This is a genomic window from Xanthomonas sp. NCPPB 3218 (assembly GCF_056725185.1).
On record NZ_CM161516.1, the window covers coordinates 4,611,014 to 4,635,703 of the forward strand.

Here is a 24,690-nt window from a genome sequence, read left to right on the forward strand (position 1 = left end):
ATGCATGCACAGCCGTGTATACAGTTGTATATCGATCAGAGGAGCTATGATTCAGGCCCACGCCTAGCTGCTGCCTCATGACCTCCATCGCCCTGCCTTCCCAAGACGCGCCGCCGTCACGCAAGCCGGCGATTTCACGCGAGGACCTGATCGCCGCGGCGCTGTCGCTGATCGGACCGCATCGCAGCCTGTCCACGCTGAGCCTGCGCGAGGTGGCACGCGAAGCCGGCATCGCGCCGAACAGCTTCTACCGCCAGTTTCGCGACATGGACGAGCTGGCGGTGGCCTTGATCGATCTGGCCGGGCGTTCGTTGCGCACCATCATCGGCCAGGCCCGCCAGCGCGCCACCTCCACCGACCGCAGCGTCATCCGCGTGTCGGTCGAAGCCTTCATGGAGCAGCTGCGCGCCGACGACAAGTTGCTGCATGTGCTGCTGCGCGAAGGCGCGGTGGGCTCGGATGCATTCAAGCAGGCAGTGGAGCGCGAGCTCAGCTATTTCGAAGACGAGCTGCGGGTGGACCTGATCCGCCTGGCCGCCGCCGACAACGCCAAGCTGCATGCACCGGCGCTGGTGTCCAAGGCGATCACCCGGCTGGTGTTTGCGATGGGTGCAGTGGCGATGGACTCGCCGCCGGAAAAAGATCCCGAATTGATCGAACAGATCTCGCAGATGCTGCGCATGATCTTGACCGGCGCACGTACCTTGGGCACGCACGGCGGGTGAGCGTGGTTTGACGTTGGAAGCGGCGTGCCTGCCCTGCTTTCATCGATGACGCTTGATCGTTGAGCGCTGCAGCCCGGCTGGCTGCGGATGGATTGCATCGCACGTCTGCACTGTCATCGCGTCAATGACCTTGTGGTCATGCTGGCGTCGTCCACCTGCGTTGCCGCGTCGAGCATCGTTCAAGCGCCCGTGCATCGACATGGCCGCAGGTACTGCGTTTCGCACAGCCAGCCAGAAATAGCGATCGCTGAAACATCTGTAGTGCCTGCTTTCGAAGGCATTTCGATGACCTGCAGGGCAATACGGCCGCATCTTCTGAAGGCCACCGCTTTGTGGAAATACGCTTGGCGTTATCGGCTGACGTCTTGGTACAGATTATCCGTACACACCAGCCACGTAAGGCCATTCGATAAATCAATACACCTGCGGTGCAAGCTTGCTTGAGCGCGATATTGCAGGCTGGCGGCAGCGACCTCATCCATACCGACAGATGCACAGTTCAGTCTTGTCGCGACGGCACTCACGTCCAAGCACACGCGTTTCACTCCTCGCTGGCCAAGGTGGCGCCACGTTCGCGATCTGCTCGACAGACGCACCTACAGCCACCCCGGAGACGACATGAGCAACCACGATACCCCTCTCGACAAGCAGGAACGCAAGGCCGAAGCGCAGGATTTGAATCGTGATCCGATCTCCGGCGCACCCGGTTCGCATCCGGTAGGCGTGGGTGTGGGCGGCGTTGCAGGCGGCGCTGCCGCAGGCGCGCTGGCCGGTACGGTGTTCGGCCCGCTGGGCACCCTGATCGGCGCTGCGGTGGGCGTGGTGGCCGGCGCTGCAGCCGGCAAGGGCGTGGCCGAGCGCCTGGACCCGACAGTGGAAACCGAATACTGGCGCCAGGAATATCAGAACCGTCCTTACTACAAGGAAGGCACCGATTACGATCGCGATTACGCCACCGTGTACGGCTTCGGCCTGCAGGCGCGCGAAACGCGCCCAACCAGCACCTGGGAAGAAACCGAAGCGACCCTGGCCGGCGAGTGGCCGCGCAATCGCGGGGAATCGCGACTGGAATGGGAAGAAGCGCGCCTTGCTGCGCGTGATGCCTGGGAACGCGCCGATCGCACGCATAGCGTCTATCGTGAGGGCGACACGCATTACGAAGGCCGTTTCGACAGCGCGAGCTATCGTGATGCCGAGTATTCCTATGACGATTATCGTCCGGCCTATCGTTATGGCATGCAGGCGCGTCAGCAACACGCCGGCCGCCAGTGGGACGACCATCTGGAACGCGACCTGGGCGACGGCTGGGACCGGTTCAAGTCCAACTCGCGCCTGAGCTGGGAAAAGGCCAAGCACGCAGTGCGCGAAGCCTTCGATTCCGAGCATCACGGTGATGCGGCACGTCGCAACCCGACCGACCCGCGCGTCTAAGCTCATACGGCCTGGCGCCGAGCCAGGTTGAAGTCTTGGAAGAAGAACGGGCCCCACGGGCCCGTTCTTCTTTGTGGAAAGCACTGCCATGCACGAGGCGTTCTAGCCAACGCGCGAATCAGCTGGAACTGTTCTCCACCGCACGGATATCGCCACGGAATTCATTCGTGCCCTGCCCCGGCGAGGAGAGCGCATCGCTCTGCTGCTTGAGTCTGTGCTTGCGCGCGGCCACCACTTCCTTGGCCAGGGCGATGCGCCGGCCGACCACCATCTCGGTCAACCAGTCGATCAGCGTGCGCGTATATTCCTGCTGGTGTTCCTTGACGCTCAATGCGTGATCGGCACCGGCAATCACGCGTGCACTCAGCGAGCGCGCATTGACGAAGGCATTGGCGTAGTTGCGCAACACCGGATGCGGCACGATCACGTCGTGTTGCGCCTCCACCAACAGCACATCGCCTTTGTAATCGGCACAGGCGGCCAGGGCGATATTGTCGTCGGGGGTCAGCACGCGTTGCCGGTAGTCCATCAACTCCGGATCGGCGTTGAGGCTCACCTTGGGGTGATCCCAGTGCTCGTCCTTGTAGAGCGCGGGCGAGCGTAACGCCAGCCATTCCACCGGGCGTTCGCGCGTCAGCAATGCCGACAGGTAGCCGCCGTAACTGAGCCCGACCACCGCAATCGACTGCGGATCGACGTACGGCAGGCCAGCGAGCTGATCGTAGGCGGCCTTGATGTCGTCCAGGTTCTGCGCGCGTGTCACGCTCTGACGCATCGACGCATAGCCTTCGTGACCGCGCAGGTCGAAGGTCATGCAGATGCAGCCCAGGCCGACCGCTTCGCGCGCACGCACTAGGCTGTGATGCTGGCTGCCGCCCCAACCGTGGACGAACAACACGGCGGGAATGCCGGTAGGCGTCAGCAAGGTGCCGCTGAGTTCGTCCTGGTCGACCGGGATCTGGATGCTGGAAAGTTTGGCTTCCATTATGCGGTGGATACCCTCCTGTATTTGAAGCGCGGACCCGGCCCGACGCGCTCCGCGCGGTAGTAGATCTGCGCATCCGCGGGCGGTTCGCCCTGATAGATCTCATGCGTGGATGCATGCACCCACTGCAGGTTGGCGTCATCCTGAAAGCTGGAGATCGCGGCCAGCTCGGCCGGTGTCGCGCCGCCGACGCGCCAGGATTGCTCCAGCACACCACAGACCGGACCGGCCTGCCCATCGTCGCCGCTGACCACGTCGTAGTTGCGCCGCGAGATGTGCAACCCAGGATAGGCGGCGGTGATGAATCGATCGTATCTGCAGGCCTGCTCGACCACCCGCTGTTGCAGCAACGGTAGCGCGGTCATGGCCAGTGCCTCGAGCGATCCGCGATACACATGCAGCGACGAGCCGCCGTAGACCTCTTCATCCTGCGTGTTGCGCACACTGCATTGCGTGCCGTAATAGGCAATCTGGACACCGGCAAGGCAGAGCTCGCCCACGCTATGCGTCACGGGCTGCAGGATGTTGCGCTCCAGCACCGCGCCATGCGTGCGCAAATAATGCTCCGGCAGGCTGTCCAGCACCTGCGCGAGGTGCGCTGCACCGGCGATACGCCATTGGCCGTTGCCACCCACGCCGGTCGGCAGCTTCAGTCGCACACCGCCATCCGGAAGCAGGAGCTCCAATGCACGCAGGGCATCGATGCGCGAAAACACCGTATAGCCCGCCAATGTTGCCGGGATCAGCGCGGTGGCCAGTGCCTTGTTCCATCCGGTGATGCTGGCTGCATGGTCGGCAATGAGCGGGTGGCCGATCACCTTGGTCGCCAGGAAGGCATGCGGCACGATGCCGCCCAGCAAATCCGCCGCGTCATCGATACCGAGTCCATGCGCCTGTTCCGAGGTCAAGGTCTCATCGGGCACATGAAACACGGTCTCAGGAACAACATGCTTGGAGTCACTGGCGTGCCCTGCGCCGCGAACGCCCAGCAACCTTGCGATTTCACCGCAGACCCAGGCATGCGTGGCACGCTCATGACCGTCCTCGGGCACCGGACGCGTGACATGCCCCACGACCTGGCAGTACTGCCTGTGCGCCATCACGTCTCCCCTCGCAGCGTCGAGCCGCGTGCCGTTGCTGGCTTGTTCAAACAGTTGAGACGTATGCAGGCATTGATACAGCGCTATGCGATGCCCGGGAGAAACGGCTTATTTCAGCGTCAGATAGAACGCAAATACGATCGCAAGGACGACGATCAAGCTGATGGCGACACGTCCCCCTCGTAGCTCCACCAAGGCATGCCACCACACGCGTGCTTCGGAGGTACCGCTGGCGGCTGGCGGCTTACGGCTGCTTTCGCTGTCCTGCATCCTGAGTACTCTCATCTCCCTAAAGTCATCCCACATCCTAAGCATCAGACGTTACACAAGTGTGGAACGATTCAGAATCTTCCGTAAATTGCGGCATTGCGCAGGCGTTTTCTCGCTCATCAATGCAGCCACCAGCCGATGCGCGATGCAAGCCTCACACCTCGATTGCCGACATTTCAGCCAATGCAATCGATTGCTGGCTATTACTCAGCACGACGCCATCGCCTCGATCGCACTGCACGTCATGCGCGACATGGCTTGCATACGCAGCGTGTAGAGGCGCAACTGCAAGCTGACCAGTTAAGCGCGCAGCGCGGCAGTGCGTTGAATAGTCGGGTTCGATGATCATTCGTTGACACAGCCGCAGTTACCCTGCATGTCAAGTTTGTTTAACCCGGACCACGCGAAGTCATGAGCAGAGACCCATCCGTCATCGATGTACAAGCCGAAATCGCGCATTGGCAAGCGCGGCACGCGCAGGGCAACCTGGGTGCAGGCAAGTTCAGCGAATTGTCCCCGGTGGTCAAGATGGCCTGCGATATCTATCTGCAGGCGCCGCGTTCGAGCGATCAGGAACGTCTGCGCCTGTTTCGCGACCGCCTGGAACATCACTTCATTTCATCCAGCACCCAGTCCAATTACGAGCAATTGGCCACCGACTGCTGGCAGCGGCTGGGTGCACGCAATAGTTGAGCAGTATGTGTTGAGCAAGACCGTTACTCACTGGAGAGCATCATGAAAACCCCGTATCAAGTGCAGCAGGAGCTGGAGCGATTGGAGCGGTTGGTTCCGCACATCGTCAGCGACCAGGGCGACCGCGCGGAGGACATCCTAGGCTTCCATGTCGCCAGCTTGTTGGGCAGCGCCCCGGCTAGCGAACACGCTTTGATTCGCGAGCGCACCGCACGCATGGCGCGCGTGTGCCGCACCGCACAGGACAGCGTGCGTCCGCCAGCCAGACCGTTGGGCCTTGGCGCAGCCGCCCAGGCGCAGCTGGCCTGACCGGCAGGCGCCGATCCACGCATCACCGGAGCCGCGTAGCGGCTCCTTTGCATTTCACCGTCGGCAGTATTAGCCGCATTCTTTTAGGACCTCCATGAAATCCCTTCTTGTCGCGACATCGCTCCTTGCCATGCTCTCCCTGACCGCCTGCGATCGCCCCGGCGGCGATGCCTCGCGGACTGCGCCGGCAGTATCGCCCGAACCGACTGCCGCACCGGTCAGCGGCACCGGCGCTGCCGAACTGGCCAAGGGCGATCCCGCCGTGCTCGGCGTGCTGGCGGCGCTGGATGAAAACGAAATCGCGCTGGCCAAGCAGGCCATCTCCCAGGATCTGGGCGGTGCGACCGACACCTTCGCCAAGCAGCTGCTGCACGACCACGAAGCCAACCTGGAGAAGAGCAAGGCACTGGGTGCCACCGACAGCCCGCGTGCCGATGCAATGCGCGCCAAGGGCAAGGCAGCGGTGGACGCACTGGCAAAGACGGCGACCCTGCCCGATGGCAAGGACGCCTACCGCAATGCCTTCCTGCGCACGATGGTCAGCGACCACGGCGACACCATCAAGATCATCGACGCCGAACTGCTGCCCGCCGCCGAAAGCGCGCCGGTCAAGCAGCATCTGGAAGAAAGCCGGCGCGTGGTGTCGGCGCACTTCGAGCGTGCCCACGCGGTGTCCTCCTCGCGCTGAGCCCGTTGCAGCGTCTGCAAGCACCCAACGCGCCGGCCTGTCCGGCGCGTTGGCGTTTGGGCCTTGCCGATCTTGCCGATGGACACGCCGTCCGCGCGGCCGCCGTCCTGGTGCCACGCGCGGTCCTCGCGCCACGTGCAGCAGCGACTTCACTTTGCAGCAGGCAGCGCTGGCCTATCGTGCCGCATCGATTCGGCGCAGGAATGTCCCATGCAGTTGCTCATCACCGGCGGCACCGGGTTCATCGGCCAGGCCTTGTGTCCGGCACTGGTGCAGGCCGGGCACCAGGTCAGCGTGCTGACCCGCGACCTGCGGCGCGCGGCGCGTCGCCCGCCCGGCATGACCGTGGTGGACACGCTGGATGGCGTGCAGGCCGATGCGGTCATCAATCTGGCGGGCGAGCCGCTGGCGGCCGGCCGCTGGACCGATGCGCGCAAGCAGCGCTTCCGCGCCTCGCGCCTGGGCATCACCGGCCAGCTGCATGCCTGGATCGCGCAGCAGCCGGCCGAACGGCGCCCGGCGGTGCTGATTTCCGGCTCGGCGGTGGGCTATTACGGCGAGCGGGGCGACAGCGTCCTGACCGAGGCGGACCACGCCGGCAACGATTTCTCTGCGCAGCTGTGCCGCGACTGGGAAGCCGAAGCGGCAAAGATCGGCGCACTCGGCCCGCGCGTGAGCTGGGTCCGCACCGGCATCGTGCTCGACCGCGACGGCGGCGCCCTGGCCCGCATGCTGCCGGCGTTCCGCTTCGGCGGCGGCGGCCCGTTCGGCGATGGCCGCCACTGGATGAGCTGGATCCATCGCGCCGACATGGTGGCTTTGCTGCTGTGGTTGCTGGAACACGGCCAGCCCGGCGCCTACAACGCCACCGCACCGACCCCGGTCACCAATGCCGAGTTCGCGCGCACCCTGGCCCACGTGCTGCATCGTCCGACACTGCTGGCGCTGCCAGCCGGCCTGCTGCGGCTGGGCTTCGGCGAGATGGCCGAGCTGCTGCTGATCAGCCAGCGCGTGCTGCCGCAACGCGCGCTGGATGCCGGCTTCCGCTTCCAGTATGTCCATCTGGAAGCGGCGTTGCGCGCCATCCTGCAGCGCTAGCGCCTGCGTGGCCCTGGGGCCCTGCGCAATGGCAGGGCTGCCGGCCGCCTGTAACGGCTCGGAGGGCCATGCACTAATATTTGCCTAACGACCATCTCCGACAGTGCTGCCGATCTCGGACTGGCCCTGGGCCCGGCGGAACCCCTATGCACCTGCTGCTTGTCGAAGACGACACCATGCTGGCCAACGCGATCTGCGATGGCGTGCGCCAGCAGTCCTGGACCATCGACCACGTCGGCAGCGCCAATGCCGCCAAGACCGTGCTGGTGGACCACCGCTACACCGCGGTGCTGCTGGATATCGGCCTGCCGGGCGAGTCCGGGCTGACGGTGATCCGCTTCATGCGCGGCCATTACGACGCCACGCCGGTGATCGCACTGACCGCGCGCGGCCAGCTCACCGACCGCATCCGCGGCCTGGATGCCGGTGCCGACGACTATCTGGTCAAACCGTTCCAGTTCGACGAGCTGATGGCGCGGCTGCGTGCGATCACCCGACGCAGCCAGGGACGCGTGGTGCCGCTGCTCACGCAGGGCGATGTCTGCGTGGACCCGAGCAGCCGCAAGGTCACCCGCGACGGCAAGTGGGTGGCGCTGAGCGCGCACGAATACCGCCTGCTGCTGGCGCTGATGGAACGCGCCGGGCGCGTGGTCACCAAGGATCAACTGGAAGAAGGCGTCTACGGCGGTCCGTCCGAAGGCGGCAGCAACATGATTGCGGTGTACGTGCACCAGCTGCGCCGCAAGCTGGGCGACGAGCTGATCTCCACGGTGTATGGCCAGGGCTACATGGTCGGCAAGGCACCGGAATGAAATCGCTGCAGGCACGCATGCTGGCGGCGCTGGCCGCAATCGTGTTGTTGAGCTGGTCCACCTCGTTGTGGATCCTGGTCGCCCTGGTCACCCAGGGCCATCACAGCGTGTTCGAGCAGGAGCTCAACATGTTCGGCGACCAGTTGATCAGCGCCCTGCCCGACGCGCTGGAGCACCGCTTCGATACGCAACCAGAGCCGCCGGCCGCGGTCGATGCGCACACCCCGATCGGCAATGTGTCCTCGCGCATGAGCTTCAAGCAGACCTTGATTGCGATGGTGCTCAACACCTTGCAACTGGGGGTATTGGGCGTGCTGGTGTGGTGGGCGGTACGCACCTCGCTCGCACCGCTGCGCGCCATCTCCGGCGCCATCGCGCAACGCACCGGGCTGGAAACCGAACCGGTGCCGCTGGCGCAGGTGCCGGACGAGATTCGCCCGCTGATCGGCTCCTTCAATTCGCTGCTGGCCCGCGTGGAAAAGACTGTGCAGGCCGAGCGCGATTTCGTGGCAGACGCCGCGCACGAACTGCGCACCCCGCTGTCTGCGCTGCATGCCTACGCCGAGGTCGCGCTGCGCGCACCCACGCTGGAGGCCAAGGACGCGGCGCTGCAGCAGCTGCTGGAAACCGCGCGCCGCAGCAATCGGCTGGCCGAGCAATTGCTGGATCTGGCGCGGCTGGATGCAGGCATCAGTTCGGCGGCGTACCAGCAGGTGGACATGGGCGAGCTGATCTCGCATGTGCTGGACGAATTCAGCGTGCAGGCAGAGGCCCGCCACGTCAATCTGCAGGTGGAAGCATCGCCGTGCCTGCTGCGTTGCGACGTGGATGCGGTGGGCATCCTGATCCGCAACCTGGTCGACAACGCCATCCGCTATGGCCGGCCTCACGGCATGGTGGAAGTGAGTTGCGGCTACTGCCTGCGCGCCGATGCGCTGCATCCGTTCGTGCAGGTCAGCGATGACGGCCCGGGCGTGCCGGAGAGTGCCCACGCGTCCATCTTCGAACGCTTCTACCGGGTTGCCGGCAGCCAGGTGCAGGGCAGCGGGATCGGGCTGTCGCTGGTGGCCGGCATCGCGCGCCTGCACGAAGCCAGCATCGAAACCTGCGAAGGCCACGAGGGCCGCGGCCTGTGCGTGCGCGTGGTGTTCGCCAGCGAGGGCGTGCGCCGCACCGGCTGAACGCAGGTGGCGCGTGGCGATCGCCCAGCGCCCAACCCAATAAGTTTCCAACACCCGCTACCTACAGTGCACTCACCGCACGCATCCAGGATGCATGGTGATGTTTCACTCGATCCGTTCCACCCCGCTCTCCCCCGCCGCCATCGCGCTGCTGGCACCACATACGGCTGCCAACGACAGCGTTGCCCCTGCCCCGGTCGCCGATGTCCTCCTGCTGGACTTTCGCTGTGGCCGCACCGGCACGCGCAATCGCGACATCTGGAGCGAACTGCCGGATATCCGCAGCGCGCGTCAGGCGCGCCGGCTGCAGCAGTGGGCCAAGAGCGGGGTGTTGTTCACTGCCGCCGCAGTGGTGTTTGCGCTGGCGGTGGCCAGCTATCTGATGCATTGAGCGCGCGGCCCCGCTGGCGCGTGCTTGCCCCTATCTGCTTCCTCTCCAGGTATTTGCCCATGTCGTTGCATTCCCTTGTCCGTTGCTGCGCGCTGCTGGTTGTCGGCGTGACGCTGATCGGTTGTGCCAGTACGCGCCCGATGCCGTACAGCCAGCTGCCGTCTTCAAGCTATCTGCGTCCGCACGATGGCAGCCGTGGTGACCGCATGCCATACGCCTACCAGGGCGAGGTGGATTGGACGCGCTACCGCGCCGCACTGGTCGAGCCGGTCAGCATCTATCGCGGTCCTGACGCGCAATTCGAAGACGTGCCCGAGCAGGACAAACGCATGCTCGCCGATTACATGCAACAGGAGTTCGGCAATGCGATCGGGCAGCGTTGGCAGCGCGCGACGGTGGCCGATCGCGACACCTTGCGCGTGCGCATCAGCCTGACCGGTGCCAAGCCCAGCAAGCGGGTGCTGGGCACCTTCATGAAGGTGGATCTGGGTGGCGGTTCCTATAACGCGGTGCAGGCCGCACGCGGCAAGGAAGGCGCGTTTTCCGGCTCGGTCAGCTACGCGGTGGAAATCTTCGACGCGCAGAGCAACCGCCTGCTCGCCGCCTATGTCGAAAAACAGTATCCGAGCGCAATGAACATCAAGGCCAGCCTGGGCGCCTACGACGCCGCCAAGGCCGGTATTCGCAAGGGCGCCGAGCAGTTGGTCAAGGGAATGGAGTAGCTGGGATTTGGGATTTGGGATTTGGGAATCGGATTAGCGGAAGCGATGGCTTCCAGTTTTCGTCCCCCATCGGGAGAAGGTGCCCCGCAGGGCGGATGAGGGTACGGGCGAAGCCTCGCGACGACATGCGGCTTCGTCGGTTTCACGCTACCGCCGCTGCACACCCAACCCATTCTTGCAGCGCAGGCGCTCAAGGACGCGCGCCCATGGCGTGCAAGCCGTACCTTCTCGCTCCGTGAGGAGAGTGGCTTGCTGTCCCGCATCTGGCGAGCGGTGCGGACAGATGCCCATCTGGTTCAGATGTCAGATCCAGTCACTTGCCCGATCAGATGAGCGCAGCAAGCAAGGGACCGCCTCGTTAACGGTCACACCACAGAAAAGGCCGGCGCTGTACAGACAGCGCCGGCCTTTGTCAGTCTGCACGGCCAACGCATCGTCAGCGTGCAATGCCATCTTGGTGCTGCAGCATCAACGCGTCACGCGCTTGGCCACCTTCTTGCCCACCGCCTTGCGGGCGGCGGTGGTCTTGGCCACGGCACGCGTGGCCGGGGTCTTGGTGACCTTGGCGGCCTTCTTCAGGGTGGTCTTGGTCACCGCCTTCTTGAGCGGGGCCTTTTTCACTGCGGCCTGTTTGGTGGCAGTCTGCTTGGCCACCGGTGCCTTCTTGGCGGCGGGCTTGACGATGGTCTTGGCGACCGGCTTCTTGACCGGCGCCGCCTTGGCCGCAGCCTTCTTCGCTGCCGTACGCGCGCCTACCGTGGCCACCGCGCTCTTGCGCGCTGCGCTCTTGGCCGCGGTCTTGGCACTCAGTGCTGCGGCTTCGGCCTTGGCATTGGCCTTGGCGGTTTCCAGCTTCTGCTTGGCGCTGGCCTTGGTGTTGGCCAGTTTCTTCTTGGCAGCATCGGTGGTGCTGCTCAGCTTCTGCTTGGCGGCATCCTTGGTAGATGCAAGCTTCTGCTTGGCAGCGTCCTTGGTGGCGGTCAACTTGTCCTTGGCGGCCTCCTTGCCCGACACCAGCGAGCGCTTGGTCTTGGCCACGCTGCGCTTGACCGCGGTGGCTGCATCGCCGGCCTTTTCGACAACGCGCTGTTCGACCTTGACCACGGCCTTGCGGGCCTTGGCGACGCGGATCTTGACCTCTGCCGCCGCCGTGCCGGCCGCGTCCTGCACGCTGGCCACCGCGTCGCTGGTGGTGCTGGCGATGGTCTCGCCCAGTTCGGTGGCAGTGCTCTTGACGCTATCGACAGCCTCGGACAGGGTTGCCGTCACACCATTGCCGTTGCTCATAGGACCCTCCTTAAGGGCATCAGTGCTGAAAACGCGGGCGATGCGCAGCGGCATGCGTATGCTGAACAGGCATCGGATCAAGCGGACGCTACGCCGGGCTCAAGCGACTGTCAACGCAGCGCCGGCAAGGGCTCGGCGGCGCTTTCACCAGGCGTTAAATTGCCCGCTGGCACTCTCGTTCAGCTTGATTTACGCAGTCAGACGCCCTATTCCTCTTCCACCGCGTAACCCGGACTCGTTGCATGCGCCCGCTGCCCACCTTGCTGACCCTTTCCCTGGCCGCTGCCTTCGGCGGATTTGCCGCCACCGGCATCAATGCCTGGATGGACAACCGCGCCGAGGCCGCACCGGCCGGCGCGTCCACCACCTTTAGCCTGCCCGCGGCCGCCGCACTGCCGGCCGCCGTCGCCGGGCAACCGGTGCCGTCGCTGGCGCCGATGCTGCAACAGGCGATGCCGGCGGTGGTGAGCGTCAATACCAAGCAAGTGGTGCGCGTGCGCAACCCGTTCTTCAACGACCCGATCCTGCGCCGGCTGTTTCCGCAGGTGCCGCAGGACCGCATCAACGAGTCGCTGGGTTCTGGCGTGATCATCGATGCGCAAAAAGGCTATGTGCTGACCAATCACCACGTCATCGAAAATGCCGACGATGTGCAGGTGACGCTTGGCGACGGGCGCACGGTCAAGGCCGAGTTCATTGGCTCCGATGCCGATACCGATATCGCGCTGATCCGCATCAAGGCCGACAACCTCACCGACATCAAGCTGGCCGACAGCAATGCGCTGCGCGTGGGTGACTTCGTGGTGGCGATCGGCAACCCGTTCGGCTTCACCCAGACGGTGACCTCCGGCATCGTCTCGGCAGTGGGCCGCAGCGGTATTCGCGGGCTGGGCTACCAGAATTTCATCCAGACCGATGCCTCGATCAATCCGGGTAACTCCGGCGGTGCGCTGGTCAACCTGCAGGGCCAGTTGGTGGGCATCAATACTGCCAGCTTCAATCCCCAGGGCAGCATGGCCGGCAATATCGGCCTGGGTCTTGCGATCCCCTCCAACCTGGCGCGCAATGTGGTGGAGCAATTGGTGACCAAGGGCGTGGTGGTGCGTGGCACGCTCGGGCTGGAAACCCAGAACCTCACCCAGCAGATGCTGCAGGGCCTGGGTGTGGATTCGTTGCGGGGTGCGCTGGTGACGCGTGTGTTGCCAGGGTCCGCTGCGGCCGCCGCAGGCGTGCAGCCGGGCGATGTGGTGGTGGCGGCCAATGACCAGCGCGTGGACAGTGCAGAGGCGCTGCACAACTACGAAGGCCTGCAGGCGGTTGGTAGCCCGGTCAGGCTGGAGATTCGCCGCGATGGCAAACCCCTCACCCTCACCGCCAAACTGAAAGAGCAGGACCGCGCAGTCACCGGCGACATGCTCGACCCACGCCTGGGCGGCGCCACCTTCGTTGACCTGCCCGAATCGCTGCGCCAGTCCGGCATTACCGGCGTCATGGTCAGCGAGGTCAAACGCGGCGGTCGTGCCGCAGCCAATGGTCTGGTCAGCGGCGATGTGATCGTGGCCAGCAGCGTGGGCGAGTTTGCCGATCTGGCCAGCTGGCGTGCCAACTTCCAGCGCAAGCCGCAGCAGTTGGTCGTGCGCATCCTGCGCGGCAACGCGCAGTACGACGCGTTGATGCGTTGACGTGGCGTGCACTGCCATCGGCGCGCACTAACACCTCCTACACCGTAGCGATGCTATTGCTGCACCACGCCCGCACGCTGTCGCGGCTGCCATTAATGACCGAAGGAGATATCACATGAGCCCCACCAATACCGACCAGCTGAAAGAAAACCTGAGCGAAGCCGGCACCCACCTGAAGTCTGCCGCCAGCGCCGCAGGCGAAGCCGTCAAGGGCGCCACCAGCGCTGCAGGCGATGAGCTCAAGCTCGGTCGCGCCAACGTCAAGGCTGAGCTCTCCGATACCGCACTGGCCGGCATGGCTGCTGCCGAGTTCGGCGGCGCCGCTGCCAAGGAACAGCTCGACGTGCTGGTCAGCAAGGGCAACGATCTGCTGGAAAGCGCCACCGATCTGATTCGTGAGCGCCCGCTGGCTGCGTTCGGCGTTGCGTTTGCGACCGGCTGGATCATTGCCAAGCTGGCACGCAGCAACGACAACTAAGTCGTGAGCGACCAGGCCTCTACAGCTGCCGGCTCCGACGCGCCCAACGCGCGTCCGGAAACGCCAGGACTGGACGAAAGCGTACGTGCGGTCGGCGCAGCCGGCCGCGCCACGCTGGGCTCGGCCAAGGACACCAGCCGCGCGTTGCGCCGGCTGGTGTCGGCCGACTTGCAACTTGCACGCAGTGCCTTCGGGCGCGGACTGGCCTGGGCATGCGTTGCCGTGGTCTTCGGCGCGTCGTCGTGGCTGTTGCTGGCAGGTGCGATCATCGCGCTGCTGCAACGCGCCGGCCTGTCGTGGTTCCAGGCGATGTTTTTCACCGCGTTGGCCAGCTTGCTGGTCACCGGCATTGCGGCGTGGCGGGTGTTCTTCTACTTCGACCACACCGGCCTGAATGCAACACGTCGTCAGCTGGTCAAGCTGGGCATCTTCGATGACAGCAGCGACGACGACGATGCCAATGCATCGGCTGCCAATGGAGCACGCACATGAAGTTTGGCACCTTGCGTCAGCGCGTGGAACGCGCCGAATTCCTGGTGGAGGGGCGCGCTCAGGAAACGCGCCTGCATTGGGGACAATTGCGTGACACCTGGCGTGCCGGGTGGTCGCCGTTGCGGATCATGGTTGTCGGTTTCGGCCTGGGCTTTGTCACCGGCCGCAACGAACCGCAGGCGGCACTGGGCAGCATCGCCAGCAAGCTCGGCGGTATCCCGAAGATTCTGCAGATGATCAGTACGATCTCTGCGCTGTTCACCGCACACCGTGCGCAGGAAGCCTCCGAGCAGGCCGAACGTGCTGCAGACAGTGCCGAAGAAGTTGCCGCCGATCCGCCGGTGACCGTGGTGCAGGCACCGATCGACCGCGCCGCGTAATGAAGCGTTCCCGAGCGTCGCTCGGGATCACGCTGCGGATGTCTGCCGCCCGATGCGCGGCAGAGCCCGCTACTGGTGCTGTTAAGGACTGACGTTACGCGCACACCCTCTGTGCGCTGCGTTGACGCGTTCGGCTGATAATGGCCCACCGCTGGCAGCACGCCAGTCTGCTGCCAGGGCGCGCATGACTCTTCCCGTCGATTCTATGGATGCTGCCGCTGCGGCAGATTCACTCCCGCCGCCACCGGCACCACGCCCACGCGCACCGGTCTCGTTGGTGGTGCTGGCCACGCTTGCGGTGGGTTATACGCTGTGGGCTGCGCAGACGATCATCCTGCCGGTGATGCTGGCCGCCTTCTTTGCCTTGATCGGCAACCCCATCCTGCGCGGTCTGCGCAAGCTGTACATCCCCCGCTTCCTCGGCGCCTTGATGGTGTTGTGCCTGGGCCTGGCCGGTACCGTGACACTGGCCGCGCAGCTGGCCGGGCCGGCCGCCGAATGGGTGCAGCAGGCGCCCCGGCAGATGCGCCAGATCGCGCGCGACGTGCGCGATTTCACCAAGCCGGTGATGCAGGCCAACCAGGCCGCGGAAAACTTTGCACGCGCGGCCGGCGGCGATGGCCAGCGCAGCGTGCAGATCGTGCGCACGCAGATGGACGACCCCTACAAGGCGCTGGTGCGCACGCCCAAGCTGGCCGCCTCGGTGCTTGCGGTGGTGCTGCTGACGTTCTTCTTCATGGTCTACGGCGAAAGCCTGCAACGGCATGCGATCGCCTTGCTGCCCAACCGACAGCAGCAACGCTTCACCACCGAAATCATGCTGGACATCGAGCGCGAGGTCTCGCGCTACGTGCTCACCATCAGCGTGATCAATACGCTGGTCGGGCTGGTCTTCGCCGGCATTCTCTACGTGCTCAAGATTCCGTTGCCCGAAGCGCTGCTGTGGGGCACGGTGGTGGCGCTGCTCAACTTCGCGCCGTATGTGGGCCCGTTGATCGGCGTGATGCTGATGCTGCTGATGGGCTTTGTGGAATTCCGCACCACCTTGTCGGCGATGCTGCCGGCGATCCTGTACCTGGCGCTGCATACCATCGAAGGCCAGGTGGTCACACCGATCGTGCTTGGCCGCCGCATGGCGATCTCGCCGCTGATGCTGATCCTTGCGCTGATGCTGTTCGGCTGGCTATGGGGCATGGTCGGCCTGCTGCTGGCGGTACCGCTGCTGGTCTGCATCAAGATGGTGCTGAGCCGGGTGGAGGGAATGCAGCGTTGGGCCAGGCTGTTGGAGTAGCCGGGATTGGGGATTCGGCATTGGGGATTGGTAAACGCAACCGCGCAGTTGCCGTTGCCAATCCCCAATCCCGATTCCCCAATCCCAACGCAAGACCGTAAAATCTGGCGATGAGCTTCCAAATCAGCGCCATCACTCTCGACCTCGACGATACGTTGTGGCCCTTTGCGCCGATCGGGGCGCGCATCGACCAGGTGTTGTACGACTGGATGCGCGAGCACAGTCCAGTCACCGCCGAGCGGTTTCCGGTAGAGGCAATGCGCGAACTGCGCGAGCGCAGCTTTGCCGACAACCCGCACCTGCATCATGACCTCAGCGCGCTGCGGCGGTTGACGCTGGAAATGGCGCTGCGCGAGAGCGGCGGCGACCTGGCCTTGCTGGAGCCTGCGTACGAAGTCTTCTATGCCGCGCGCAACCAGGTGGAGTGCTACCCGGATGCGCTGGACGCGCTGGCGCGTATCGCCGCGCATGTGCCGGTGGCCGCGCTCAGCAATGGCAATGCCGATCTGCAACGCATCGGGCTGATGCATCACTTCGCGTTTCAGCTGGGCTCGCGCGAGCACGGCAGCGCCAAGCCGGATCCGAGCATCTTCCTGGCCGCATGTGCGCGGCTGGAGGTGCCACCGACGCAGGTGCTGCATGTGGGCGACCACGTGCGCATGGACGTGCTGGGCGCGCTGGATGCCGGGCTGCGCGCCTGCTGGATCAACCGTGATGGAGCGCAGTGGTCGCACCCGACCCAGCAACCGGATCTGGAGTTCGACTCCATGACCGGGCTGGCCGACTGGCTGGACGCGCAGCAGCCGCACCCCGACCCCGCACACGCCGGCATCCGCCTTCCCGCCTGAGCCACTTTTTGCTCGGCGCATGGCGCCGCCTCCGAGGATTTCCATGTCGCAGCTCACCGGTTTCATCGATCCCAACGCCGCAGCCTTGCCGCTGCATGTGCTCGACCGCGAAGGCTTTGCACGTTGGTGCGCCGAGCAGCCCACGCGCGTGCTGGCGTGGGCACAGGCGCAACGGTTCGATGCCGCGCCAGGCAGCGTGCTGTTGTTGCCGGGCGAACAGGGGCTGGCCGGCGCGGTGCTGGGCATCGGCGACCGCGCCGATGCCTACGCCTACGCGCATGCACCGATGGCGCTGCCGCCGGCCAGCCGCTGGACGCTGGCCAACCCACTGAGCGAGAGCGAGCAGGCGCTGCTGCACCTGGGCTGGGGCCTGGGTGCGTACCGCTTCTCGCGCTACCGCAAGGTGCCGCGTGCACCAGCCGAACTGGCCGCCACGCCGACACCGCAGACGCGCGCCTTGATCGAGGCCTGCATCCGCGTGCGCGACTGGGTCAATACGCCGACCGAGGACATGGGCCCGCAGCATCTGGAAGAGGCCACGCGCGCACTGGCGCAAACGCACGGCGCCCAGGTCGATGCCATCGTCGGCGAGCAATTGCTGGCGCAGAACTTCCCCACCATCCACGCGGTCGGGCGCGCCTCGCACCGGGCGCCGCGGCTGATCCAGCTGCAATGGGGCGATGCGGCGCATCCGCATCTGGTGCTGGTTGGCAAGGGCGTGTGCTTTGACACCGGCGGGCTGGATCTGAAGCCGGCCGATGGCATGCGCAACATGAAGAAGGATATGGGCGGCGCGGCGCATGCCTTGGCGCTGGCCGGCCTGGTGATGGCGCAGCAGCTGCCGGTACGACTGACCCTGTTGATTGCCGCGGTGGAAAACGCCGTCGGCCCGGATGCGTTCCGCCCGGGCGAAGTCATCACCACCCGCGCCGGCGTCACGGTGGAAGTGGACAACACCGATGCCGAAGGCCGCCTGGTGCTGTGCGATGCGCTGAGCTACGCCACCGAGCAGCGCCCCGATCTGATCCTGGATTTCGCAACGCTCACCGGTGCCGCACGCATCGCCTTGGGGCCGGACCTGCCCGCGCTGTTCGCCAACGACGATGCGCTGGCGCAGGCCTGGCTGCGTGCCGGCGAGCAGACCCGCGACCCGGTCTGGCGCATGCCGCTATGGCGCCCGTATCTGCGTTACCTCAACAGCCATGTCGCCGACATGGCCAACGCCGGCTCGCGCATGGCCGGCGCGGTCACCGCCGCGCTGTACCTGGAGCGCTTTGTCGCGCCGGGCCAGCTGTGGGCGCATCTGGACGTGTATGCCTGGAACGACAGCGACCGCCCCGGCCGCCCGGCGGGCGGCGAGGCGCTGGCGCTGCGCTCGGCCTTTGCGATGCTCCAGCAACGCTACGGCGGCTGAGCTCGCAGAGCTCGCCGCGCACGCAACGCGCGCGGGCCATCAGCACGCAGCTTGAGTCGCGCCGGTCATCCCTGGCTGCGCAGCAACGGCGCGATCGCGCGCATGCGCGTCTGCGTCGCCGGGCCGACCAGCGCAAACGCGGTCTCGCCTTCGGCCCAGTACTGCGCCAGTAGACGGCCATCGCGTCGTTCGCCGGTGGGCATCGGCCCGCTGCGTGGACGCAGATACAGGCCGATACGCGCACCGTCGGCATCGCTGTAGACCAGCATCGCTGCCGCGCCTTCGGGTGTGGAAAGCAACTGCCCGCCGCGCAGCACGTAGCCCTGCGCACGCAGATCCGGTACCACACCGGCATTGCCGAAATGCGTGCGCAACCACGGCTCCAACTCCGCGCGGCGCTGCACGTCCAACATAGCGCCCGGATGCGCGTCGGCATCGGCAAACAGGCGGTAGGCAGCCACCGCATCGGCCATCGGCACGCGCTGAATCGCGAGCCGGCTCTCGCGCAACTGCCAGCCCAGCCCGGTGCCCAGGCCCAGCGCCAGCACGCAACTGGCGGCCGTGGCCGCCAGGGTCCGGCGGCGTTGCTGCAGGCCACGGCGAATCGCCGCGGGCGTCAGCGCAAGCGTGGCCATCTCCGGCTCCAGGCCGGCGTGCGCGGCGCGCAGCGCTTCGGCATCGCGTTTCCAGCCCGCCACGCGCGCGGCCTGCGCCGGGTGCTCTTGCAACCAGGCGGCCACCGCTGCGCGTTGCGCCGGCTCCAGCCGGCCATCGACATAGGCGTGCAGTGCATGTTCGTCAGGCGGCGGGGTGCTGGTCATTTCAGGATCCTCAATGCAGGTGCGTGGCGCACGTGGCCTTCGTTCAATGCACGCAGGCGTTCGCGCGCGCGCGACAGCCGCGACATCACCGTGCCGATCGGGATGCCGAGGGTATCGGCCACCTCGCGGTAGCTGAAACCCTCCACGCTGACCAGGAGCAGCAAGGCGCGCTGTTCCGGCGGCAGCAACGCCAGGCTGGCCAGCATGGCGCGGCCGTCGTGCACCTGCTCGGCCGATGCGGACTGGCTGGGCTGCTGCGGCGCGAACAGGCCCACCACGCGCTGCCAGCGCGCCGCGCGGCGCTGCCCGTCCAGAAACTGCCGGTACAGGATGGCGAACAGCCACGGCTGCAGGGCCTCGGCGGTATGGCGGGTGCGCCAACGCCGCAGCGCACGTTCCAGCGTGGCCTGCACCAGGTCGTCGGCGCTGGCGGGCTCGCCGCTCAGCGAGCGCGCGAAGCGACGCAGCGCCGGCAGCACGGCACGCAGTTGGTCATCGTCCAGAGCATCCATCGGCAGGTTTGGTGGTGGCATCACACAGTAGACGCGCTGGAGCGTGGACTATTCCCACGTTCGATGCGCGTGCCACAACGCCTGGGCGATCACGGGAATAATCCGGCCTGCACGTCGTCTCACTGCATCGACCACTCACCGCACCGACCCCTGGAGCCAGCCATGACCTTGCCACCTCCTTCCCCACCGCCACAGCATGGACGCGTTCGCGTGGCGCCCTTGCTGGGGATCGCCGCGATTGCCGGCGGCCTGGCGGTTGCGTTCGCCTGGACCGCCGGCTGGATCGGTGGCGACCGGCTGACCGCCGCGCGCATGACCGACACCATCGAGGCCAGCGGGCCGCCGCATCCGGGCTTTCGCCGCGCACATACCAAGGGCGTGTGTGTGAGCGGGGACTTCAAGGCCAGCGGCAAGGCCACCTGGCTGTCGTCGGCACGCATCTTCAGCCAGGCCAGTACGCCGGTGCTCGGGCGCCTGTCGATCGGCGGCGGCGACCCGCATGGCGCCGATGGTGCGGCACGCGTACGCAGCATGGCATTGCTGTTGCGCAGCGACGACGGGCAGGAATGGCGCACCGCGATGAACAGTTTTCCGTTCTTCGTGGTGGCCACGCCGGCCGGTTTCCAGGCATTGAACGTGGCATCGCGGCCGGACCCGGCTACCGGCAAGCCAGACCCGGCCAAGCTGGCCGCGTTCGGCAAGCAGTATCCGGAAGCAGCCAAGTTCCAGCAGTGGGCCAAGACCGCACCGTGGTCCAACAGCTGGGCCAATACGCAATACAACGGGGTCAATGCGTTCCGCGCGATTGCCGCCGATGGACGCGAGCGCTACATCCGCTGGTCGATGCGTCCGCATACCCCGTTCCAGGAGCTCAGCGCCGAACAGCGCGCGCAGGCCGATGGCGATTTTCTCGCCACCGATCTGGACACGCGCCTGGCGCAGGGGCCGCTGCGTTGGGACCTGGTGCTGACCGTGGCCGAGCCGGGCGATGCGGTGGACGATTCCTCGCAGCCATGGCCGGAAAGCCGCAAGCAGATCGTCGCCGGCACGGTATCAATCAACCATGCCGAGCCGCAGGCCACCGGCCCGTGCCGCGACCTGAATTACGACCCGCTGATCCTGCCCAAGGGCATTGCCGGATCCAACGACCCGATCCTGGCGGCGCGCTCGTCGGTGTATTCGCAATCGTTCAACCGGCGCGAGCATGAGATCGCCAATGGCACAGGCAGCGCCGCCACCGGCCAGGGAGCACACCAATGAGCAGCCACACCCACTTCAATCTGCCCGCACGCGTGCTGCACTGGTTGATGGCCGCGATGATCCTGACCATGCTGTTCGTCGGCGTGGGCATGGTGGCGTCGGTGACGCAGCGGCCGTGGTTGATCGATCTGCATCGCCCCTTGGGCATCGCGATCCTGATCCTTGCGGTGCTGCGCCTGATCAATCGCCTGCGCAACCGCCCGCCGCCGCTGCCGGCCGACCTGCCGGCCTGGCAGAAGGCCGCGGCGACCGCTTCGCACTGGTTGTTGTATGCGCTGATGCTGGGCATGCCGTTGATCGGCTGGGCGATGCTGTCGGCCGGCGCTTATCCGATCGTGCTGTGGCCGGGCGCGAACCTGCCGGCGATCGCGCCGCACGATCCTGCGCTGTACGCCTGGTTGCGGAGCGCGCACGGCTGGTTGGCGTACCTGTTGTTCGCCACCGTGCTGGGGCATCTGAGCGCGGCGCTGTTCCATGCCTGGGTGCGCCGCGATGGCGTGTTTTCCAGCATGGCGCGTGGCGAGCGGTCTGCGCGTTGATGGATGGCTGCTGGCTCCCTTCTCCCGCCGGGAGAAGGTGCCCCGCAGGGGCGGATGTGGGTACGGGCGAAGCATCGGGTTCGCCACCGTCTGGAATGGCGTTGCCTCTAACCTTCACCCCCAACCCCTCTCCCAGCGGGAGAGGGGCTAGGATTTAACGCTGGCGTTTTGTCTTGGCCGCTGGCGCGGACGCTTGGATGCCCTTGCCGGTGGCGGCCCAGTAAATCCCGCCGTACAGATGCTCCAGGTAGCGCGGGTCGTTGTAGGCCTCGGCCAGGTGGCCGAGCGCGGTGGCGAACACGCGGCCGCCTTCGAAGTGGTGGTACCACGCCACCGGGTGCTGCTTGCCCATGCCCTTGGCGACCTGGCCCGGCCAGATCAGCGTGGGGTCGTAGCTGGTTTCGTCCACCGTCATCAGCGTGACCAGGTCGTCGCTGTACGGCGGATCGTATTCGTACCATTCGTCGGTCCACACCCAGCGCGCGGGCAGGCCGGCAGTGGCCGGGAAGTTGGCGTCCACCACGTCGACCATCGCGGTCTGCATGTACGGATGGGTGCGGAACGAGCGGCCGATCAGATGGTCGTACCACTCCCATTCGCCGCGCTTGATCGCAAACGCCTTGTGCACCGCCACCACGCCGCCGCCGTTGCGCACGTAGGTCTGAAAGTTCGCACGCTGCGTGGGATCCAGATCGGTGGCCGGCGTATTGAGCAGCACGATCGCCGCGTATTGCGATAGATCGCCATCGAAGGCCTTGGCATTCCACGCCCACACCAACTCGACATAATGCTTGCGCGCCATCGCTTCGAATTGCGGCTTGGCGACCGGGATATAGTCGTGGTGATACTGGTTGGGAATCGCCGCCACCAGGATCTTGAATTGCTCGGCAGACGCGTTGAATGCGCACACCATCAGCAGGCCCAACAGCCACAGGGATTTCATGCCGTTCGCTCGCAGGGATCGTTCTGGCCCGGCAGTGTACCCGCGCCTGCGCGGCATGCTTTTCGCGTTATTCGGAATAGCGGCAGGCGGCAATGCACAACAGATACGCGGCGCAGCATGCCATCCATTGCTGCGCTCGCTGACAGCGCAACGCGTCTGCGTCACTGCGTCACAGCCAGCCTTTCTGCCGCGCCAGCCGATACGCTTCGATGCGATTGGCCACGCCCAGCTTGCCAATGCATTCGGACAGGTAATTGCGCACCGTGCCATGCGACAACTGCAACTGCTGCGCGATCTCGCTGGCCGAGCGGCCTTCGCCGGCCAGCCGCAACACCGTGCGCTCGCGTTCGCTCAAGGGATCGGCTTCGACCCAGGCATCCAGCGCCAGTTGCGGGTCGATCACCCGCCCGCCACGCTGCACCTGACGCAGGGCGCCGACCAGTTGTTCGGCCGGCGCGTCCTTGAGCAGATACGCCGCCACACCGGCATCCAGCGCGCGGCGTAGAAATCCCGGGCGGGCGAAGGTGGTGACGATCATCACCCGTACCGGCAGTGCCTGGCGCTGGATGCGCTGGGCCAGCTCTAAACCGGTCAGGCCAGGCATTTCGATATCGGTGATCAGCACGTCCGGCTGCAGGCGTTGCAGCTCGCGCCAGGCAGTTTCGCCATCGCCTGCGCTGCCGACCACCTCGATATCGTCTTCCAGCCCAAGCAAGGCGACCAACGCGCCACGCAGCAGCGCCTGGTCTTCGGCCAACAACACCCGGATCATCGCGCGCGCTCATATGCAGACAACGGTGGCGCACGATAGCAGCGCTTGGGCCCGCCGTGCATTGCGTGCAATGCGGTGGACGTGTGCGCGATCAGCGCGACGGTGGCAGCAGCGGCACCGGCAAGGGCGGCTGCGCCGTCGCCAGCGTGGGCTGCGGCAACGGCACGCTGGCGCGCAGGCGCATGCCGCGCGGCAGCGCTTCCACTTCCAGCGCGCCGCCCAGGCCGTGCAGGCGTGTGCGCATGCCGTCCAGGCCATTGCCGGGCACGATCACCCCGCCACGCCCGTCGTCGCTGATGTCCAGCACCGCCTGCTCGCCCTGCGCGCGCAGGCTCACGCGCATATGCCTGGCCTGCGCATGCCGTTGCACATTGGTGGCCGCTTCGCGCACCACCAGTGCCAGTGCGGTTTCGTGTTCGGGCGGCAATGCCAGCGTTTCCAGTGCGTGTTCCAGCACGATGCCGTCCATCTCCAGCAACACCCGCGCCGACGCCAGCTCGGCCACCAGCCCGGCGGCGCGAATGCCGGTGACCGCGCGCCGCACCTGCGCCAGGGCGTCGCGCGAGATCTGCGCCACCGCATCGATCTCGCCGCGCGCGGCCTGCGGATCGCGCGCGATCAGGCGCGCGGCCAGATCGGACTTGAGTGCCACCAGCGACAAGGTGTGGCCGAGCAGATCGTGCAGGTCGCGGCCGATGCGTTCGCGCTCGGCGGTGGTGGCCAGCCGGCGCACTTCGTCCTGCGACAGGCGCAGCAACGCGTCCTTGCGTTCGTTGATGCTGTACACCGCACCGACACCGGCCATGCCCAGCACCGACACCGGCAGCCACACCAGCGATTGCAGGCGCATTCCCAGCCAGTGCGCCCAGCCCAGGTAGAGCACGTTCATCACCACCAGCATCGCGAAGTGCCGCCACAGGGCCTGCCGTGTGGACGGGGGCAGGCTCAGGCAGGCGAAGACGAAATAGCTGATTCCCGAGGGATACACCGGCAGCAACGCGGCACTGAGCACACCCATCGCCCAGGCATAGCGATACAGGGTGCCGCGCGGCGCCAGCAACATGCGCGCATACAGCAGCAGGAAGACCGGATACGACAGCAGGGTGCACAGCAGCCAGGTGCTGTCGTACCCCCGCGAGGAAAACACCGGCACCACGAACACCCAGCTCGACCACAGCAGATGCACGCCATCCATCCACGGCGACTGGCCCTGCGCCAGCCGCGCGGCAACCTGCGAATTGGCGGCGGGGCGAAGCCAGGCGGGTAACGACACGCGCATCGGGGTGGGTCCATGTGGGTGATCGGATTCTGCCACTGCCGGGCCCGACCGGGCGCCCGATGCTGCAGCCTCGCCCATCCTGAAGGGCGCGGCCAGTTGCCGCTGTCATGCACGGCAGGTGACAGCTGTCACTGGTGGATGCCGCCATCGCGGTCGCATGCTGCGCAGCACCTGGCAGCAGCGTTGGTCGCGCTACCGTTCGTCGCCGCGATCGCATTGGTGACTTCCGGCAGCTTGCGGCGCCGCCTGCGGCCGGTCACATTTCGCGCAGCATCCCGTCCTGGTCA

28 protein-coding genes are annotated in these 24,690 nt (G+C 66.0%); 19 read left to right on the top strand and 9 right to left on the bottom strand.

Translation table 11 applies throughout. From position 1 onward, the window contains the following. The first annotated feature begins 77 nt into the window (after nucleotides 1-77). Together fabR and AC1PLS_RS19350 are read left to right on the top strand one after the other, a co-directional pair. Entirely contained in the window at nucleotides 78-725 is a 648-nt protein-coding gene (fabR, locus tag AC1PLS_RS19345; protein WP_016902665.1) for an HTH-type transcriptional repressor FabR, read from the top strand. A gap of 618 nt (nucleotides 726-1,343) precedes the next feature. Further along, the gene (locus AC1PLS_RS19350) at nucleotides 1,344-2,156 is read left to right on the top strand and encodes a hypothetical protein (RefSeq protein WP_102251070.1); all 813 of its coding nucleotides are present in this window, start codon (nucleotides 1,344-1,346) and stop codon (nucleotides 2,154-2,156) included. Nucleotides 2,157-2,274: 118 nt separating this feature from the next. On the opposite strand, the gene AC1PLS_RS19355 is transcribed toward AC1PLS_RS19350, so the two are convergent. From AC1PLS_RS19355 to AC1PLS_RS19365, 3 genes are all read right to left on the bottom strand, one after another. Next, nucleotides 2,275-3,141 (bottom strand): alpha/beta hydrolase family protein, encoded by an 867-nt coding sequence (locus AC1PLS_RS19355; protein WP_046344865.1) that lies wholly within the window; start codon nucleotides 3,139-3,141, stop codon nucleotides 2,275-2,277. Further along, complete coding sequence (locus AC1PLS_RS19360) at nucleotides 3,141-4,241, bottom strand: DUF3182 family protein (RefSeq protein ID WP_184434782.1); 1,101 nt, start codon at nucleotides 4,239-4,241, stop codon at nucleotides 3,141-3,143. The genes AC1PLS_RS19355 and AC1PLS_RS19360 overlap by 1 nt, the downstream gene beginning before the upstream one ends. A 424-nt stretch (nucleotides 4,242-4,665) precedes the next feature. Continuing rightward, a complete protein-coding gene (locus AC1PLS_RS19365) occupies nucleotides 4,666-4,860 on the bottom strand; it encodes a hypothetical protein (RefSeq protein ID WP_184434783.1) in 195 nt (64 codons plus the stop codon). A 62-nt stretch (nucleotides 4,861-4,922) separates the two neighbouring features. On the opposite strand from AC1PLS_RS19365, the gene AC1PLS_RS19370 reads away from it, so the two are divergent. From AC1PLS_RS19370 to AC1PLS_RS19405, 8 genes are all read left to right on the top strand, one after another. Continuing rightward, complete coding sequence (locus tag AC1PLS_RS19370) at nucleotides 4,923-5,204, top strand: hypothetical protein (protein ID WP_003486531.1); 282 nt, start codon at nucleotides 4,923-4,925, stop codon at nucleotides 5,202-5,204. A gap of 42 nt (nucleotides 5,205-5,246) precedes the next feature. Then, the gene (locus AC1PLS_RS19375) at nucleotides 5,247-5,513 is read left to right on the top strand and encodes a hypothetical protein (protein ID WP_065033478.1); all 267 of its coding nucleotides are present in this window, start codon (nucleotides 5,247-5,249) and stop codon (nucleotides 5,511-5,513) included. A gap of 94 nt (nucleotides 5,514-5,607) precedes the next feature. After that, nucleotides 5,608-6,201, top strand: coding sequence for a DUF4142 domain-containing protein (locus AC1PLS_RS19380; protein WP_039521011.1), 594 nt, complete (start codon nucleotides 5,608-5,610; stop codon nucleotides 6,199-6,201). Nucleotides 6,202-6,411: 210 nt separating this feature from the next. Further along, entirely contained in the window at nucleotides 6,412-7,299 is an 888-nt protein-coding gene (locus AC1PLS_RS19385) for a TIGR01777 family oxidoreductase (protein WP_184434786.1), read from the top strand. Nucleotides 7,300-7,445: 146 nt separating this feature from the next. Continuing rightward, on the top strand, nucleotides 7,446-8,111 hold the full coding sequence (locus AC1PLS_RS19390) for a response regulator transcription factor (protein WP_016902656.1): 666 nt from the start codon (nucleotides 7,446-7,448) through the stop codon (nucleotides 8,109-8,111). Continuing rightward, entirely contained in the window at nucleotides 8,108-9,292 is a 1,185-nt protein-coding gene (locus tag AC1PLS_RS19395; protein WP_166771839.1) for an ATP-binding protein, read from the top strand. The genes AC1PLS_RS19390 and AC1PLS_RS19395 overlap by 4 nt, the downstream gene beginning before the upstream one ends. Nucleotides 9,293-9,392: 100 nt before the next feature. Further along, nucleotides 9,393-9,683, top strand: a complete 291-nt coding sequence (locus AC1PLS_RS19400; protein ID WP_102257208.1) for a hypothetical protein — start codon at nucleotides 9,393-9,395, stop codon at nucleotides 9,681-9,683. Between the two features lie 59 nt (nucleotides 9,684-9,742). Beyond that, a complete protein-coding gene (locus AC1PLS_RS19405) occupies nucleotides 9,743-10,405 on the top strand; it encodes a DUF3313 domain-containing protein (RefSeq protein WP_047127539.1) in 663 nt (220 codons plus the stop codon). 468 nt (nucleotides 10,406-10,873) lie between these two features. Here the strand turns inward: AC1PLS_RS19405 and AC1PLS_RS19410 are convergent, their stop codons facing one another. Beyond that, the gene (locus AC1PLS_RS19410) at nucleotides 10,874-11,692 is read right to left on the bottom strand and encodes a histidine biosynthesis protein HisIE (protein ID WP_104569584.1); all 819 of its coding nucleotides are present in this window, start codon (nucleotides 11,690-11,692) and stop codon (nucleotides 10,874-10,876) included. Between the two features lie 242 nt (nucleotides 11,693-11,934). Here AC1PLS_RS19410 and AC1PLS_RS19415 point away from each other — a divergent pair, with 242 nt between their 5' ends. The 7 genes from AC1PLS_RS19415 to AC1PLS_RS19445 all read left to right on the top strand — a co-directional run bounded on the left by AC1PLS_RS19415 (nucleotide 11,935) and on the right by AC1PLS_RS19445 (nucleotide 18,277). After that, complete coding sequence (locus AC1PLS_RS19415) at nucleotides 11,935-13,374, top strand: Do family serine endopeptidase (protein WP_481103990.1); 1,440 nt, start codon at nucleotides 11,935-11,937, stop codon at nucleotides 13,372-13,374. Nucleotides 13,375-13,489: 115 nt separating this feature from the next. Next, nucleotides 13,490-13,852, top strand: a complete 363-nt coding sequence (locus AC1PLS_RS19420; protein WP_102251076.1) for a hypothetical protein — start codon at nucleotides 13,490-13,492, stop codon at nucleotides 13,850-13,852. A 3-nt stretch (nucleotides 13,853-13,855) separates the two neighbouring features. Next, nucleotides 13,856-14,344, top strand: coding sequence for a hypothetical protein (locus tag AC1PLS_RS19425; protein WP_104647835.1), 489 nt, complete (start codon nucleotides 13,856-13,858; stop codon nucleotides 14,342-14,344). Then, on the top strand, nucleotides 14,341-14,724 hold the full coding sequence (locus AC1PLS_RS19430; protein ID WP_054591247.1) for a hypothetical protein: 384 nt from the start codon (nucleotides 14,341-14,343) through the stop codon (nucleotides 14,722-14,724). The genes AC1PLS_RS19425 and AC1PLS_RS19430 overlap by 4 nt, the downstream gene beginning before the upstream one ends. Before the next feature lie 184 nt (nucleotides 14,725-14,908). Next, complete coding sequence (locus AC1PLS_RS19435) at nucleotides 14,909-16,015, top strand: AI-2E family transporter (RefSeq protein ID WP_024939693.1); 1,107 nt, start codon at nucleotides 14,909-14,911, stop codon at nucleotides 16,013-16,015. Between the two features lie 110 nt (nucleotides 16,016-16,125). Further along, nucleotides 16,126-16,863: an HAD family hydrolase gene (locus AC1PLS_RS19440; protein ID WP_184434788.1), complete on the top strand. Its 738-nt coding sequence runs from the start codon at nucleotides 16,126-16,128 to the stop codon at nucleotides 16,861-16,863. Between the two features lie 43 nt (nucleotides 16,864-16,906). Further along, nucleotides 16,907-18,277 carry a leucyl aminopeptidase family protein gene (locus AC1PLS_RS19445; protein WP_184434791.1) on the top strand — a complete coding sequence of 457 codons (1,371 nt, stop codon included), beginning with the start codon at nucleotides 16,907-16,909 and terminating at the stop codon, nucleotides 18,275-18,277. Between the two features lie 65 nt (nucleotides 18,278-18,342). Here the strand turns inward: AC1PLS_RS19445 and AC1PLS_RS19450 are convergent, their stop codons facing one another. Both AC1PLS_RS19450 and AC1PLS_RS19455 read right to left on the bottom strand, forming a co-directional pair. Then, the gene (locus AC1PLS_RS19450; RefSeq protein WP_184434794.1) at nucleotides 18,343-19,098 is read right to left on the bottom strand and encodes an anti-sigma factor family protein; all 756 of its coding nucleotides are present in this window, start codon (nucleotides 19,096-19,098) and stop codon (nucleotides 18,343-18,345) included. After that, entirely contained in the window at nucleotides 19,095-19,610 is a 516-nt protein-coding gene (locus tag AC1PLS_RS19455) for an RNA polymerase sigma factor (protein WP_016902644.1), read from the bottom strand. The genes AC1PLS_RS19450 and AC1PLS_RS19455 overlap by 4 nt, the downstream gene beginning before the upstream one ends. Before the next feature lie 162 nt (nucleotides 19,611-19,772). Between AC1PLS_RS19455 and AC1PLS_RS19460 the strand changes: the two genes are divergently transcribed. Further along, nucleotides 19,773-20,870 carry a catalase family peroxidase gene (locus AC1PLS_RS19460; RefSeq protein WP_184434797.1) on the top strand — a complete coding sequence of 366 codons (1,098 nt, stop codon included), beginning with the start codon at nucleotides 19,773-19,775 and terminating at the stop codon, nucleotides 20,868-20,870. Further along, the gene (locus AC1PLS_RS19465) at nucleotides 20,867-21,409 is read left to right on the top strand and encodes a cytochrome b (RefSeq protein WP_016902642.1); all 543 of its coding nucleotides are present in this window, start codon (nucleotides 20,867-20,869) and stop codon (nucleotides 21,407-21,409) included. Before AC1PLS_RS19460 ends, AC1PLS_RS19465 begins: the two co-directional genes overlap by 4 nt. Nucleotides 21,410-21,563: 154 nt before the next feature. On the opposite strand, the gene AC1PLS_RS19470 is transcribed toward AC1PLS_RS19465, so the two are convergent. The 3 genes from AC1PLS_RS19470 to AC1PLS_RS19480 form a co-directional block, all read right to left on the bottom strand. Beyond that, nucleotides 21,564-22,352: a ThuA domain-containing protein gene (locus AC1PLS_RS19470; RefSeq protein WP_047129996.1), complete on the bottom strand. Its 789-nt coding sequence runs from the start codon at nucleotides 22,350-22,352 to the stop codon at nucleotides 21,564-21,566. Between the two features lie 169 nt (nucleotides 22,353-22,521). Then, entirely contained in the window at nucleotides 22,522-23,124 is a 603-nt protein-coding gene (locus AC1PLS_RS19475; RefSeq protein ID WP_039524779.1) for a response regulator transcription factor, read from the bottom strand. Between the two features lie 91 nt (nucleotides 23,125-23,215). Beyond that, on the bottom strand, nucleotides 23,216-24,403 hold the full coding sequence (locus tag AC1PLS_RS19480; protein WP_184434799.1) for a sensor histidine kinase: 1,188 nt from the start codon (nucleotides 24,401-24,403) through the stop codon (nucleotides 23,216-23,218). Nucleotides 24,404-24,690: the final 287 nt, after the last annotated feature.